The sequence below is a fragment of the Cupriavidus sp. D39 genome (genome assembly GCF_026627925.1).
Taxonomy (GTDB): domain Bacteria; phylum Pseudomonadota; class Gammaproteobacteria; order Burkholderiales; family Burkholderiaceae; genus Cupriavidus; species Cupriavidus ulmosensis.
On sequence record NZ_JAPNLE010000009.1, the window covers coordinates 264,263 to 278,997 of the forward strand.

The 14,735-nt window shown below is 67.4% G+C and carries 14 protein-coding genes and 1 pseudogene; 11 read left to right on the forward strand and 4 right to left on the reverse strand.

What is annotated here, in order from left to right:
* Nucleotides 1-194: 194 nt before the first annotated feature.
* The 11 genes and pseudogenes from OMK73_RS12760 to OMK73_RS12810 all read left to right on the forward strand — a co-directional run bounded on the left by OMK73_RS12760 (nucleotide 195) and on the right by OMK73_RS12810 (nucleotide 11,222).
* A complete protein-coding gene (locus tag OMK73_RS12760) occupies nucleotides 195-1,523 on the forward strand; it encodes a histidine kinase (RefSeq protein ID WP_267602381.1) in 1,329 nt (442 codons plus the stop codon).
* The gene (locus OMK73_RS12765) at nucleotides 1,520-2,143 is read left to right on the forward strand and encodes a response regulator transcription factor (protein WP_267602382.1); all 624 of its coding nucleotides are present in this window, start codon (nucleotides 1,520-1,522) and stop codon (nucleotides 2,141-2,143) included. The genes OMK73_RS12760 and OMK73_RS12765 overlap by 4 nt, the downstream gene beginning before the upstream one ends.
* Nucleotides 2,144-2,371: 228 nt before the next feature.
* Nucleotides 2,372-3,355 (forward strand): tripartite tricarboxylate transporter substrate binding protein, encoded by a 984-nt coding sequence (locus OMK73_RS12770; RefSeq protein WP_267602383.1) that lies wholly within the window; start codon nucleotides 2,372-2,374, stop codon nucleotides 3,353-3,355.
* Nucleotides 3,355-4,131, forward strand: coding sequence for an ABC transporter ATP-binding protein (locus OMK73_RS12775; RefSeq protein WP_267602384.1), 777 nt, complete (start codon nucleotides 3,355-3,357; stop codon nucleotides 4,129-4,131). Before OMK73_RS12770 ends, OMK73_RS12775 begins: the two co-directional genes overlap by 1 nt.
* A complete protein-coding gene (locus OMK73_RS12780; RefSeq protein ID WP_267602385.1) occupies nucleotides 4,128-5,138 on the forward strand; it encodes a PQQ-dependent catabolism-associated beta-propeller protein in 1,011 nt (336 codons plus the stop codon). Before OMK73_RS12775 ends, OMK73_RS12780 begins: the two co-directional genes overlap by 4 nt.
* A complete protein-coding gene (locus OMK73_RS12785; RefSeq protein ID WP_267602386.1) occupies nucleotides 5,131-6,312 on the forward strand; it encodes an ABC transporter substrate-binding protein in 1,182 nt (393 codons plus the stop codon). The genes OMK73_RS12780 and OMK73_RS12785 overlap by 8 nt, the downstream gene beginning before the upstream one ends.
* An 18-nt stretch (nucleotides 6,313-6,330) precedes the next feature.
* On the forward strand, nucleotides 6,331-7,149 hold the full coding sequence (locus OMK73_RS12790; RefSeq protein WP_267602387.1) for an ABC transporter permease: 819 nt from the start codon (nucleotides 6,331-6,333) through the stop codon (nucleotides 7,147-7,149).
* A 1-nt stretch (nucleotide 7,150) separates the two neighbouring features.
* A complete protein-coding gene (locus tag OMK73_RS12795) occupies nucleotides 7,151-7,921 on the forward strand; it encodes a quinoprotein dehydrogenase-associated SoxYZ-like carrier (RefSeq protein ID WP_267602388.1) in 771 nt (256 codons plus the stop codon).
* A complete protein-coding gene (locus OMK73_RS12800; RefSeq protein ID WP_267602389.1) occupies nucleotides 7,918-8,850 on the forward strand; it encodes a quinoprotein relay system zinc metallohydrolase 1 in 933 nt (310 codons plus the stop codon). The genes OMK73_RS12795 and OMK73_RS12800 overlap by 4 nt, the downstream gene beginning before the upstream one ends.
* Before the next feature lie 193 nt (nucleotides 8,851-9,043).
* Nucleotides 9,044-10,785, forward strand: a pseudogene (locus OMK73_RS12805) (PQQ-dependent methanol/ethanol family dehydrogenase).
* Between the two features lie 107 nt (nucleotides 10,786-10,892).
* On the forward strand, nucleotides 10,893-11,222 hold the full coding sequence (locus OMK73_RS12810) for a c-type cytochrome (RefSeq protein ID WP_420715527.1): 330 nt from the start codon (nucleotides 10,893-10,895) through the stop codon (nucleotides 11,220-11,222).
* Nucleotides 11,223-11,650: 428 nt separating this feature from the next.
* On the opposite strand, the gene pqqE is transcribed toward OMK73_RS12810, so the two are convergent.
* Genes pqqE through pqqB form a run of 4 tightly spaced genes read right to left on the reverse strand, consistent with a single transcriptional unit; the run spans nucleotide 11,651 to nucleotide 14,694 of the window.
* On the reverse strand, nucleotides 11,651-12,847 hold the full coding sequence (pqqE, locus tag OMK73_RS12815; RefSeq protein WP_267606353.1) for a pyrroloquinoline quinone biosynthesis protein PqqE: 1,197 nt from the start codon (nucleotides 12,845-12,847) through the stop codon (nucleotides 11,651-11,653).
* Entirely contained in the window at nucleotides 12,819-13,091 is a 273-nt protein-coding gene (gene pqqD, locus OMK73_RS12820) for a pyrroloquinoline quinone biosynthesis peptide chaperone PqqD (protein WP_267602390.1), read from the reverse strand. The genes pqqE and pqqD overlap by 29 nt, the downstream gene beginning before the upstream one ends.
* A complete protein-coding gene (gene pqqC, locus OMK73_RS12825; protein ID WP_267602391.1) occupies nucleotides 13,088-13,780 on the reverse strand; it encodes a pyrroloquinoline-quinone synthase PqqC in 693 nt (230 codons plus the stop codon). Before pqqC ends, pqqD begins: the two co-directional genes overlap by 4 nt.
* Nucleotides 13,777-14,694: a pyrroloquinoline quinone biosynthesis protein PqqB gene (gene pqqB / locus OMK73_RS12830; RefSeq protein ID WP_267602392.1), complete on the reverse strand. Its 918-nt coding sequence runs from the start codon at nucleotides 14,692-14,694 to the stop codon at nucleotides 13,777-13,779. Before pqqB ends, pqqC begins: the two co-directional genes overlap by 4 nt.
* Nucleotides 14,695-14,735: the final 41 nt, after the last annotated feature.

Here is a 14,735-nt window from a genome sequence, read left to right on the forward strand (position 1 = left end):
TGGCAACAACTTGAGGGACAGGGAGCAGGTTCCGTACCTCGGGTTTCGGGAAGACCTCCCGATCCGCCAAGCGATGTCCACCGGCCACTGCAACCTTCTGGGAGGCGTCATTGCCATGACGATGTCTAAACCGTGCCATCTGGATCTGCGCGGCCTGCCTGTGCTGCGCGCTGGCGGTAGCGCTGTGGCTCGCGGTGCGCGCCATCGGCGACGAGCGCCGTGGCGCCGACGCGATGGCGCAACTGATTCCGCGCCTCTCGGCCTTGCAGGTGGCGGCGCCGGCCGAACGCGAGGGGCATCTTGCAGCCCTGCGCGCCATCAATGCCTCGGCGCAAATGCGCCACTTGTGGCTGCATCTGGAGGACGCCACGGGCCAGGTGCTGGTGAGCGCGCCGCAGCCACGGGATAGCTCCACCTGGGGCCGCCTGCTCGCCCTTGCGAGCCCGAGGGCCGATGCGGCGCGGCTGGAAGGCACCTGGGAGATCCGCGCCCGCGACGGCACCGCCTACCGCGCCGCCTTGCGCTGGAATCCTGAGAGTGAAATCCAGGAAGCCCGCGACGACATGGCGGGCAACCTCGCCGTGCTTGCGGTCTACAGCACGCTGCTGCTGCTTGGCATCCACCGGGCTCTGGGACGGGCCCTCGCCCCCTTGCAACAGATCCTGGACGCGATCCGGCGCTACGAAGACAAGGATTACAGCGTGCGCCTGCCGTCCATGCGCACGCGCGAAATGGACCAGATCCGCCGTGCGCTTAACCACCTGGCTGGCGCGCTGGACGAAACCCAGGCCGAGCGCCGCGCCCTGAGCCGCAAGCTGCTGACTGCCCAGGAAAACGAGCGCGCACGCCTGGCGCGGGAACTGCATGACGAGTTCGGCCAGGTGCTCACCGTGATGCGCGCCGACACCGCCTACCTGGTGCGCAAGAGCGTGCATGAGCCCGTGCTGCAACTCGTGGCCAATGACCTGGCCGGGCATTGCGCCAGGATCCAGCACGAGGTGCGCCACCTGCTGCACCGGCTGCGGCCGCACGGCGTGCAGCCCGACGTGCGGCTGGCCTCGGTGGAACGCCTGCTGCAAGACCTGGTGCAGGCCTGGCGCGGCCAGCCGGGCCAGCAGGTGCGGGTGGACTGCGAGGTGGCGCTTGGCGGCGCGGCGCCGGGTCCCGACTTGGTCCTGACGCTGTACCGGATGACGCAGGAAGCGCTGACCAACGTGATGCGCCATGCCGGCGCGCGCCGGGTGGCGATCCGCATTGCCGCCACGGCGGGCGGCGAGGTGCGCTGGAGTGTGGAGGACGACGGCAAGGGCATTGCCGACATCGCCGCGGCGCTGCAACGCAGTCATGGTCTTCAGGGCATGCAGGAGCGCGCCTGGGCGCATCTCGGCACGCTGCGCATCGAGCCGGTTGCGGCGCCGACGACCCGGCCTGCCACGCCGGGCTGCCGCCTGAGCGCGAGCTTTCCGCTCGCGCCGCAAGCCGCTGCCCAGCCAACCCAACTGCATGGGAGCCATAGCGAATGAACACCATCGACGTTGTCATTGCCGACGATCACGCGGTAGTGCGCACCGGATACCGGCGGCTGCTCGAACTGGAGGAGGGCGTGCGCGTGGTGGCCGAGTTCGGCGATAGCGACGCCGCCTATGCCTGGCTGACACAGTATCCGGCCGACGTGTTGATCCTGGACCTGTCGATGCCAGGGCGCGGCGGCATGGAAGTGCTGCAGCGGCTGGGCGCGCGGGTGCCCGCGTTGCGGATCCTGGTGTTCAGCATGCACGACAGCGCGGCCATCGTGAGCCAGGCCATGCGGGCCGGCGCCGCCGGCTACCTGACCAAGAGCAGTGCGCCGGAAGCGCTGGTGGACGCCGTGCGCAAGGTGGCCCAGGGGCGGCAGGTGCTGTCCGACGATGTGGCGGGCATGGTCGATGCCGGCAGCCGACCACCACCGCACCTGGCCTTGTCGCCGCGCGAGTTCGACCTGTTCCGCCTGTTCGCCCGTGGCACGGCCATCGAGGAAGTGGCCGCCCAGCTCTATCTCAGTACCAAGACCGTGGCGAACTACCAGACGCTGATCCGCAAGAAGATGGGCCTGGCCAACCGGGTGGAAATGCATCGCTATGCGGTGGAGCATGGCTTCGGCTGATCGCCTGTTTCAAAACGGGACAGGCCTGGCGTGAGCGCCTGCTGCGTGTTCCATGGCGGGACAGCGGCGCGCAGCGCATTGCACAAGCCGCGGCCCGGCAGCAGCGCCTGCCGGCCCATGAAGCCATGCCGGACAACGCCGTGCCCGCAATCGCGCGCATGTTGCACTGCACATGGTATCGACTTTGCTTCTCTTGCCCGCATGCACACTTATGTCCTGCGCCACGCCATGCTCCGTCGCCTTGCTCTCGCGCTGCTGCTCTGCTTCGGCCTGGCCCATGCGCCAGCCTCAAGGGCAGGCGGCCCGGAACGCTATCCGGTGCGCCCGATCAAGCTGATCGTCCCATGGCCGGCGGGCGGCGCCACTGATATCTCGATGCGCGTGCTGGCGGAACTGGCCGGGCGTGAGCTCGGGCAGCCCATCGTGGTGGAGAACAAGCCCGGCGCCGGCGGCACGCTGGTGGGCGGCGCGCTCGCCGCCGCGCGGCCGGATGGTTACACCATCGGCCAGTTGCCGCTGACGGTCTATCGCTTTGCGCACCAGCAGAAGACATCGTGGCAGCCTCTGCGCGACATCCAGCCGGTGCTGATGATCTCCGGCTATACCTTCGGCATCGTGGTGCCAGCCGACAGCCAGTTCCACACGCTGGATGACCTGATCGCCTGGGGCCGCGCGCATCCCGGCGCGCTGACGGTGGGCTCCACCGGCATCGGCACCACCGCCCACTTCGCGATGGAAGATGTGCTCGGGCGCAGCGGCGTGCGCTACGTGCACGTGCCTTATCGCGGCACCGCGGACCAGATGCTGGCGGTGGCCAACGGCTCGCTGATGGCGGGCGTGAATTCGACCGGCTTCGCGCCTTTCGTGGACAGCGGCAGGATGCGCCTGCTGGCGGTGTTCAGCGCACAGCGTTCTGCGCGCTGGCCGGACGTGCCCACGGTGAGCGAACTGGGCTTCGATCATGCGATCCATAACTCGCCCTATGGCATCGGCGTGCCGCGCGGCACCGACCCCCTGATCGTCAGCCGCCTGCACGATGCGTTGCGCATCGCCATGCAGCAGCCCCGGCACGTAGCCGAGCTGGCCAGGTACGACCAGGAACTGACCTACTTGAACACCGCCGGGTACGAGACCTACCTGCAACGCGCCTGGGAGGCGGAGCGGCGCTTCGCCGAGCGGGTGGGCACGGTGCAGCCGAAGGAGCACCTGTGATGGCCGCCGGATCCCCGCTGGCGCTGCGCTGCGAGGCCGTGCGCAAACGCTTTGGCAGCCAGCATGCGCTGGACGGCGTCTCGCTCGACGTGCGGCGCGGCGAGTTCGTCGCGCTGCTGGGGCCTAACGGCGCGGGCAAGACCACGCTGTTCCAGATCCTCAGCGGCCTGTTCGTGGCCGACGCGGGGCGGGTCACGGTCATGGGGGTGGAGATGCAGCACCACCCGGTGCGTGCGCTGGCACGGCTCGGCATCGTGTTCCAGCAGCCGGCAATTGACCTGGACCTGTCGGTCTTGTCCAACCTGCATTTCCATGCCGGCCTGCACGGGCTGCCGCGCCGCGTTGCCGCGCCGCGCATCGCCCGGCTGCTGGACGACTTCGGCCTGGCAGAGCGGGCCGGCGCACCAGTGCGCGAGCTCTCCGGCGGCAACCGGCGCAAGGTGGAACTGGCGCGCGCGCTGCTGCACGAGCCCGCCGTGTTGCTGATGGACGAGCCCACCGTCGGGCTCGATCCCGCCTCGCGCGCGCAGATCGTTGCCGATGCGCGCCGGCTTGCCGTGCAGGCGCAGGCCGGCGTGCTGTGGGCCACGCACCTGGTGCAGGAGGTCGAGCAGGCGGACCGCGTGATTGTGCTGCATCGCGGCGCGGTGCGATTCGACGGCACGCCGGGCGCGTTGCGTGGCGCCGCCGAGTGCGACAGCCTGGAGCAGGCCTTCCTGGCCCTGACCACCTTCCCCGCGGTGCCGACCCGTGCCACCGAGCGCGTCCCCGCATGAACAAGCCGCCAACCCTGGGCTGGATCGCCTGCGCCACCTTGGCCGCCATGCTACTGCTGATTGCCGCCGGCGTGGCCGGTGCCGCCGACAGCCGCAACGCCACCGGGCAAGTCTTCGTCTCCAGCGAAAAGGACGATGCCGTGGCCGCCTACAGCGCCACCAGCAGGCAACTGATCGCCGTCTGGCGCCAATGCAAGCGCCCGCGCCACCTGCAGTTGTCGCCGGACCGGCGGCGCTTGTACGTGGCCTGCAGCGACGACAACCGTGTGGACGTGGTCGACGTGGCCAGCCGCAAGACCGTGGCCTCGCTGCCGGTCGGCGACGATCCGGAATTGTTCGACCTCAGCCCGGACGGCCGCACGCTGTACGTCTCCAACGAGGAAGACGGACTGCTGTCGGCTTATGACATCGCGTCCGGCAAGAGGGTGTTCGCGATCAAGGTGGGTGAGGAGCCTGAGGGCGTGAAAGCCAGCCCGGACGGAAAGCGGGTGTACGTGGCCTCGGAAGTGGCCAACCTGGTCCATGTGATCGACGTGGCGTCGCGCAAGCTGGTCAGGAATATCCAGGTCGGCAACCGGCCGCGCCGCCTGCTGCTGGTCATGGACGGCAAGGAGTTGTGGGTGACCAATGAACTGGCCGCCAGCGTCAGCGTGATCCGCACCGATACGCTGGAAGTGGTGCGGACCATCGCCTTCGCGCCCAAGGGCTTGCGCGCCGAGGACGTGACGCCGGTCGGATTGACCGCCAGCGGCGACGGCAAGCGCGCCTATATCGGGCTGGGCCGCGCCAACCACGTGGCCGTGGTCGATGTGGCTTCGTACCGGGTGCTGGACTACGTACTGGTGGGCCGCCGCGCCTGGGGCCTGGCGCTGACGCGCGACAACGCCTTGCTCTATGTCGCCAACGGGCTGTCGGACGACGTCAGCGTGGTGGACACCGCAAGCAACAAGGCCGTAGCCACGCTCAAGGCGGGCAGGGTGCCGCATTCGGTGGCGATCGATGATTAGTCCGCTGACCAGACTGCGCTGGCTGGCCGTGTTCGCCTTGCTGGCGAGCGCCGCACGGGCTGCCGACGTACGGGTGGCCGTAGTCTCCATGGCCGCAGACGCGCGCTATGAACCCCGGCGGATGGAGCAGCGCTATCCCGGCCAGCCACAAGGCCGTCCGCTGGAGGGCGCGCGCGTGGCCGTGGCGGAATCGCGCTTTGCGCATCGAGCCGCCGGGCAGGTCCTGCGGCTCGATGCGCAGGAGGCCAATGGCGAAGCCGAGGTGGCGCCCCTGGTGGCCGCCCTGGCGCGTCAGGGAACGCGCTTTATCCTGCTCGACCTGCCGGCTCCGGCGGTCAGGCTCGCAGCCCGTGCCGTCAAGCCCGGCGAAGCGCTGCTGTTCAACGTTTCCGCCGACGACGACGAACTGCGCGGCGCCGGCTGCGCGCCGCATCTGCTCCATACGCTGCCTAGCCGGCGCATGCAGGCGGACGCGCTGATGCAATACCTGGCGCTGCGCAAGTGGCGCCGCGCCCTGCTGCTGAGCGGCCCGTCGCCAGCGGACGCCGAACAGCGCGCGGCGCTCACGCAGGCTGCCCGCCGCTTCGGCATTGCATGGTCGGCGCAGCGCGCGTTCAAGCTGTCGAACGATCCGCGCGAGCGGGAGCAGGGCAACCTCAACCTGCTGACCACCGGCGTGGACTATGACGTGGTGGTAGTGGCCGACGCCGACGGCGAGTTCGCGCGCAGCGTGCCCTATGCGGCCCAGTTGCCGCGCCCAGTGGTGGGCGCCAGCGGGCTGACCGCCCAGGCCTGGCATTGGGCGTGGGAGCGCAACGGCGGCCCGCAGCTCAACCGGCGTTTTATCAAGGCAGCAGGCCGTCCCATGACCGGCTACGACTGGGCCGCGTGGGTGGCGGTGAAGGCGATTGCCGAAAGTGTGGCGCGGCAGCCCAAGGCCGGCTTTGCCGGCCAGGCCGAGGCTTTGGTCTCCGAGGCGGTGGTGGTGGACGGCTTCAAGGGGCCGCCGCTCTCCTTCCGGCGCTGGGACCGCCAGTTGCGCCAGCCGGTCCTGCTGGCGCATCCCGACGGGGTGATCGGCGTGGCGCCCGTGGAGGGCGTGCTGCATCCCAGGAATCATCTCGATACGCTGGGCGCAGACGCTGCCGACACCGCGTGCCGGCCCGGCAAATAAGGGAGCGAGACCCAGACCATGACTACCACCCTGATCCACGCCTGGCGCGCCTTGCGCGCGGTGGCCGGGCGCGAACTGCACAAGTTCTTCCGGCAGCCCGGGAGGCTGTTCTCGTCGCTGGTGCGGCCGCTGCTGTGGCTGCTGGTGTTCGCGGCGGGCTTCCAGAACGCGCTTGGCGTTGCCATCGTGCCGCCCTACGACACTTATGTCGAATACAAGGTCTACGTGACACCCGGCCTGCTCGGCATGATCGCGCTGTTCAACGGCATGCAGTCCTCGTTGGCCATGGTGTACGACCGCGAGATGGGCGTGATGCGCCTGCTGCTGACTGCGCCGCTGCCCAGGGCCTGGCTGCTTGCCTGCAAACTGGCCGCCGGCACGTTGCTTTCGGTGTTGCAGATGCTGGCCTTCCTGCTTGTCGCCATGGCCTTCGACGTGACGTTCGCGCCCGCCTTTCTCCCCGGCGCGCTGGCGGTCATGGTGCTAGCCGCCCTGATGCTGGGTGCGCTGGGTTTGCTGCTATCGGTGCATGTGCGGCAACTGGAGAACTTCGCCGGCACCATGAACTTCGTGATCTTCCCGATGTTCTTCATCAGTTCGGCGCTGTATCCGCTCTGGAAGCTGGAGGAGTCCGGCGCCACGGTGGTCTACCAGCTCGCGCGCTTCAATCCCTTTACCCACGCCGTGGAATCGACCCGCTTCGCCTTGTACGGGCAGATCGCGCCGGTTAGCCTTGCGGTGATGGCCGGCTGTGCGGCAGTGTTCTTCGCACTGGCGCTGCTTGGCTACGATCCCCAACGCGGCATGGTGCGTCGCGCGCGCCAGGCCGGGGGCTGACATGAGGCGTGCCGCTGCGTGGCCGATGGCGGCTGGCCTCGCATTCGCCGTGGCGGGCGCGTGGGCGTCGGATAGCCGCGATCCCTTCCAGTCGCCCCAATGGACACTGATTCACAGGGAAGTCCTGCAACTGGCCCCGGTCGTGTTCGACACCCGCGTCAAGGTGACCGGGCCGGCCTTTGCGGAGGACCCGATGCGCGTGCCGGTCGCCTTCGACGCCTCGGCGCTGGGAGAGGTGGATCGCGTCGTGGTGGCGGTGGACCGCAACCCGATCCGCACGGTGCTGGAGTTCGAGCCGCTGAAGGTGCGCCCCTCGCTGTCGTTCCGTTTCAAGCTGGAGCAGGCGTCGCCTGTGCGGGTCGCGGCCCGCACGCGGGACGGCATATGGCATGTCGGCGGGGTGATGGTGGATGCCAGCGGCGGCGGCTGCACGGTGCCCGGCGTCACCCGCCGCGACGGTTCGTGGAGCACCACGCTGAACCGGGTCGAATCGCGCGTGTTTCCCGGCTTCGGCGGCAGTGGAGGCCGGGTGCGGCTGCGTGTGATGCACCCGATGGACACCGGTCTCGTGGCTGGCATCCCGGCGTTCCATATCGAGTCGCTGACCATCTCCGACGCCGCCCGGCAGCCAATGTTGCGGCTGGCGCTGCATGAGCCGGTGGCGGAGAACCCGATCTTCTCCTTTGACCTGCGCGAGGTCATGGAGCGCGGCATGATGGTATCCGGCCGGGACAACAACGGTAACCGCTTCGCTGCACAGGTGACACCATGAGACGAGCGCTGGGGATCCTGCTGTTGCTGGCGGCTCAGGCGGCGGGTGCGCAGGTTGGGGACTACCGCCTCGCGCCCCGGCAGATCGCCGCCGACGTGTGGCTGCTGGAAGGCGCCAACGCGGATTTTTCACCGGACAACGGCTGCAACATCATCAATACCGCCTTTGTCGATACCGGCGACGGCGTGGTGGTGATCAACACCGGGCCGTCGCGCTTGTACGGCGAGCAACAACGCCGTGCCATCGCCTCAGTCACGGCAGCGCCGGTGCGGCTGGTCCTCAATCTCAACCTGCATCCTGATTACTTCTTCGGCAATCAGGCCTATGCGGACGTGGGTGCCAGCGCCCTGGCCGGCACCATCGCCGGTGCGCAGCGCGAGGGTCCGGCCTATGCCGACAACCTCTACCGCATGTGCGGCGACTGGATGCGCGGCACCGAACCAGCGCCGCCGGGCCAGTCGTTGATGCCGGGCAAGCGCACCATGGGCCGGCACACCTTCGAACTGCTGCGGATGGACGGTCATACCGCTGACGACCTGGTAGTGCTGGACCGCAGCGCCGGCATCGTGTTCGCGGGTGGCGTGGCATTCCGCGAGCGGGTGCCGACCACACCGCATGCGGATCTCAAGCGCTGGCTGGCGAGCCTGGACCGGCTGCAGGCGCTGCTGCGAGAGAGCGGCGCGCGGCTGCTGATCCCCAGCCACGGGCCGGCGCTCGGCAGCGCGGATGCCATCGCGCAGACCCGCGGCTACCTGCACTGGCTGGACGCCCGCATGACCGGGGCGGCATCGCAAGGGCGCGACCTGGCGGAGGTGATCGCCATGCCCGTGCCGAACGAGTATGCCCGTTGGGGCGCCATGCCTGCCGAGTACCTGCGCAACGTGACGCATCTCTACCCGGCTTATGAGGACGCCGCGCTGACGCATTGAAGCGGGTCCGTTGCGCTGTTCAATTCCGCAACAGCGTCAACGCAGTGTCCCGCGCTGGTACGCCGCCGGGGTGAGCGCAGGCCATCGCAGGGGCCAGTTGCCAGTGTTTTCCACTGGCACGGGAATTGCCAAGAGTCTGTCTGGTGTGCGTGGCGCACCGTGGAAGATCGACAACAAGACAGAGGAGCAGACAATGAGGACGTTAAGGGTGATGATGGTGGTCGCGGCGACTGCCGCGAGCCTGGCGGCACACGCCGCCGTGACCGATGCCATGATCGAGAACGATGCGAAGTCGGCGGGCGACGTGCTGTCGTGGGGGATGGGCACGCAAGGCCAGCGCTTTTCCACGCTGACCCGCATCAACACAAAGAACGTCATCCAACTGGTGCCGGCCTGGTCGTTCTCCTTTGGCGGCGAAAAGCAGCGCGGGCAGGAATCGCAGCCGCTGATCCACGACGGCAAGATGTTCGTGACCGCCTCTTACTCCCGCATCTACGCACTCGACCTGAAGACCGGCAGCAAGCTGTGGAAATACGAGCACCGTCTGCCCGAAGGGATCATGCCCTGCTGCGACGTGGTCAACCGCGGCGCGGCCCTGTACGACAACCTGGTCATCTTCGGCACGCTCGACGCGCAACTGGTGGCGCTCGACCAGAAGACCGGCAAGGTGGTGTGGAAGGAAAAATCGAGGACTATGCCGCAGGCTACTCCTACACCGCGGCGCCCTTGATCGTCAAAGGCATGGTGCTCACCGGCGTCTCGGGCGGCGAGTTCGGCGTAGTTGGCCGGGTCGAGGCGCGCGATGCCAGGACCGGCCAGATGGTGTGGTCCAGGCCGGTGGTGGAAGGCCATATGGGCTACAAGTACGACAAGGACGGCAACAAGACCGAGAACGGCGTGACTGGCACCCTGAACGCCAGCTGGCCCGGCGAGACCTGGAAGACCGGCGGCGGCGCCACCTGGCTCGGCGGCACTTACGATCCGCAGACTGGCCTGGTCTACTTCGGCACCGGCAATCCCGGGCCTTGGAACAGCCACATCCGCAAGGGCGACAACCTGTACTCGGCCTCGACCGTGGCGCTCGACCCGGCTACCGGCAATATCGTCTGGCACTACCAGAACACCCCCAACGATGGCTGGGACTTTGACGGCGTCAACGAGTTCGTGACCTTTGACCAGGACGGGAAGCGGCTCGGCGGCAAAGCCGATCGCAACGGCTTCTTCTACGTCAATGACGCCCGGAACGGCAAACTGGTCAACGCCTTCCCCTTCGTCAAGAAGATCACCTGGGCAAGCAGCATCGACCTCAAGACCGGACGGCCCAATATGATCGCGGAAAGCCGCCCGGGCGATCCGGCCGCCGGCAGCGATCCGAAGAAGGGCCAGTCCGTCTTCGCCGCCCCCGGCTTCCTTGGCGGCAAGAACCAGCAGCCGATGGCCTACAGCCCGCAGACCGGCCTGTTCTATGTGCCGGCCAATGAATGGGGCATGGATATCTGGAATGAACCTGTCGGGTACAAGAAGGGCGCCGCCTTCCTCGGTGCCGGCTTCACCATCCATCCGCTCAACGAGGACTACATCGGCGCGCTGCGCGCGATCAATCCCAAGACCGGCAAGATCGAGTGGGAAGTCAAGAATTACGCGCCGCTGTGGGGCGGGGTGATGACCACTGCTGGCGGCCTGGTGTTCTGGGGCACGCCGGAAGGCTACTTGAAAGCGGCCGATGCCAAGACCGGCAAGGAACTGTGGAAGTTCCAGACCGGCAGCGGCGTGGTGGCGCCCCCGGTCACCTGGGAAGACGGCGGCGAGCAGTATGTGGCGGTGGTGTCGGGCTGGGGCGGCGCCGTGCCGCTGTGGGGCGGGGAAGTTGCCAAACGCGTGAATTTCCTGGAGCAGGGCGGCTCGGTGTGGGTGTTCAAGCTGCACAAGAGCTGAACGTTGCCGGGAGCCACGCAGTGAAACTGCCCTGCGCGTGCCGGCATCGCAGACCGATGTCGGCACACGCAGGGGTTGGTCGATCAACAGAGAATTGGGATGTGTGCATGCAGAAGGTGAAAGGACTCTTATCGTTGTCGGTCGCGGTGCTGGTGGCCCTGTGTGTGGCTCGGGCCGAAGCAGCGCCCGATATGCAGGCGCTGGCGGACCAGAGCGGTTGCTTTTCTTGTCACAGCATGAAGGCCAAGGTAGTGGGGCCGGGCTTTGCCGAGGTAGCGGACAAGTACAAGGGGGACGGGGAAGCGCCCGAGCGGCTCGCGAAGAAGATCCGTGAGGGCGGAAAAGGGGTTTGGGGGCGAATTCCCATGCCGTCGCACGAAAATATCAGCGAAGCGGATGCCAGGAAGCTGGCACGGTGGGTTCTGAGTATCGGATGAGCATTGGAAGAGACCGGTGCCTGACCTGACGGTCGGATAAAAACCGGATACGAAGGAAGAATTTGCAAAGAAGTTTCACATCGGCCCGAACGGCTGCCCAGGCACGGCGTGAAACGTCTTTGATTTTTGGTTCATCAGACTTTCGTGTGGGTCCTCCATCCGAGCGAGAGCGACACGAAGCAATGCGCTGGTTTGCTCCCTCTCCCATGAAATGGGAGAGGGGCCGAGGAGAGGGTGGGCGCTCGCTCAAGGTGAAGCGCCTCACTCTTGCGGATGCCCGCCCTCTCCCTCAACCCCTCTCCCGCTGCGCGGGAGAGGGAGCTACGCCTGCGCGAGATTGCACGCGATCGCTCTTGCAACGCCTGCGCCGGACTTCACCCGACGACCCACACAGAAGTCTGAAGAACCGATTTTTTGTGCTCCGTTTTTTACTTCCGGCTTTCGCTACCAGGACGGCCCGCTTCGCTGCTTAGCCTGAGCGAATTCCCATCGCTGCGGAAGACCATCCCGTGCTCCTGCCCGCGCGCCTGTACCTCGGCCAGCCTGCCCTGTAGCACGATCTCCATGACCCTCCCATGTTCTCCCGACCGATCGCAGACCGGATCCGTGGCGGCGGAATCGCCGGTCAGCAGGAACGCCTGGCAGCGGCACCCGCCATGGTCTTCCGCCTGCGAATCGCAGGAACGGCAAGGCTCGGGTAGCCAGTGCGTGCCGCGAAAGCGCTGGAAGGCGTCGCTCTCGCGCCAGATCTCCCGCAGCGGCCGCGCGGTGACGTTCGGCAGGTCAAGGCCCGGCAGCATGCGGGCCGCGTGGCAGGGCAGCGCGAGGCCGTCTGGCGCGACGCCCAGGAAGGTGGTGCCCCAGCCGTTCATGCATTTCTTGGGCCGTTGCTCGAAGTAGTCGGGCACCACGAACAGGATCTGGCACCGGTTGCCGATGCGTGCCCGGTACGCATTCACGACCGCCTCGGCTTCGCGCAGCTGCTCGTGCGTGGGCATCAGCGCCTGGCGGTTCTCCCAGGCCCAGCCGTAGTACTGGGTGTTGGCCAGTTCCAGGTATTCCGCGCCCATCTCCAGCGCCATCTCGATGATGGCGCCGACGTGGGGCAGGTTGTGCCGGTGCAGCACGCAGTTCATCACCATCGGGTAGCCGTGCGCCTTGATCAGGCGGGCCACGCGCTGCTTCAGGTTGAAGGTGCGGGTGCTGGAGAGAAAGTCGTTGAGCTCGCGGCTGGAATCCTGGAACGATAGCTGAATATGGTCAAGCCCGGCGGCGCGCAAGGCGGCCAGCCGGGCATCCGTCAGACCGATGCCGGAGGTGATGAGGTTGGTGTAGAAGCCGAGCCCGTGGGCATGCTCGACCAGTTCTTCCAGGTCTTTGCGCAGCAGGGGTTCGCCGCCCGACAGGCCCAATTGCACGGCGCCCAGCGCGCGCGCTTGGGTGAAGACGTCGCGCCACTGCGCAGTGTCGAGCTCGGCGTCGTGCCGGGCATAGTCCACCGGATTGGAGCAGAAGGCGCAATGGAGCGGGCAGCGGTAGGTCAGTTCCGCCAGCAGCCATAGTGGTGGGCCGGGCGGCGCTGGCGATGCTGGTGGCTCAGACCAGCCAGCCGCGTTCGATGGCATGTTTGACAAAGGCGTGTACCTCCGGTGCGATACCCTGCACGCCGAAGGCGGACTGCAGGTCGTCGATCAGCATGTCGAGCGTATGGCTGCCGTCGCAGCGTTGCAGGATGGCGGCCGCGCTGTCGTTGAGCGTGACCATGCCTTCGGGATACAGCAGGATCCAGCTCTGCTGGGCGTCTTCCCACTGCAGGCGGAAGGTCCGGTGCAGCGTTGGCTTGGCCAGGTCGGCTTCGGTCGGGGTCATGGGCAGGCGAGTTGGATGGCGTCGAGCATCGACCACAGGATGTCGAGCTTGAATTTCAGGATCTCCAGCGCGCGCTGCTGCTGCTCGTGCGTGCGGAAGTAGCCAAGGGTCACGCGCAGGCCGTGATCGACGTCGCGCTGCGCGAGCGGAATGCGGGAGCGGAAATAATCCAGACCTTGCGCTTCGATCCAGGGATAGTGCCCAGGCCAGCCGGCGAGGCGCTCCTTGTGGATCTGCGGGGCGAACATCTCCGTCAGGGAGGAGCACACGGCCTCCTGCCAGGGCGCGCGGCGCGCGAAGTTCACATAGGCGTCGACGGCGAAACGCACGCCGGGCAGTACATGCCGGTGCGACCACAGCTCCTCGCGCGTGAGCCCCACCGCCAGGCCCAGCCGCAACCAGGCTTCGATGCCGCCTTCCTGGGTTTCGGTGCCGTCATGGTCCAGGATGCGCACGACCCACCCGCGGCGCGTCGCCCGGTCGGGGCAGTTGGCGAGGACGGCGGCGTCCTTGAGCGGGATGCTGGCCTGGTAGTAGAAGCGGTTGGCCACCCACGCGCGAATCTGCTCCGGCGTGCATTGCCCGGCCGCCAGGCGCAGGTTGAAGGGGTGGTGGATGTGATAGTCCGTTTCTTTCGCGCGCAGGCGCGCTTCGAATTCGGCGGTGCTCCAGGCCGTGGCTTGTGTCATAGCGTGATTTCCATGCCGTCGTATGCCACCTCGATGCCGTGGTCCGCCAGCAGGCTGCGCTGCGGCGAGTCTTCCACCAGGATCGGGTTTGTGTTGTTGATGTGGATCAGGATCTTGCGGGCCGCAGGCAGGCGGTCGAGTGTCTCGATCATGCCGCCGGGGCCGGACAGCGCGAGATGCCCCATGTCGGCGGCGGTCTTGGCGGAGAAGCCAAGCTGCTGCATTTCGTCGGCGCGCCAGAAGGTGCCGTCCACCAGCACCACGTCGGCACGGCGGAGTTCGTCGAGCACATGGGGTTCGATGCGGCCAAGCCCGGGCGCGTAGAAGGCGCGCCGGCCGGTGCCGGACTCGACGATGCGCAAGCCGATATTGTCGCCGCGCTGTGGCGCGTTGCGGTTCGGAGAGTAGGGCGGCGCCTTGCTCTCCAGCGGCACCGGGGTCAGCATCACGCCACGAAGCGGCGGCACCGTGAAGGGCGTGTCATCCAGCGCCAGTGTGTGCGTGTCCACCCCGCAGTAGTGCGACAGCATGCGCGTGAGCGGGAACGCCGTGCCGAGATTCTGCAGTACCGCCGCGGTGGCGTAGAGCGGCAGCGCCTGCCGGTGCTCGCGCAGCATCAAGAGGCCGGTAACGTGATCGATCTGCGCATCCATCAGGACCACGCCGGCAATCCCTGTGTCGCGCGGATGGCGCGCCGGCTGCAGCGCCGGCGCGTGGCGCAACTGGTCGAGGATGTCGGGCGAGGCGTTGACCAGCACCCAGTCCTGTCCTTCGTCGGTCAAGGCGATCGAAGATTGGGTGCGCGGCGTGGCGCGCAGCGTGCCGTTGCGCACGCCATCGCAATTCTGGCAGTTGCAGTTCCACTGGGGAAAGCCGCCGCCGGCGGCCGAGCCCAGAACCCGGATTGTTGTCATGGCTGAGTCAGAAGCTGAGTCGAAAGGCGGGGTCAATGTGC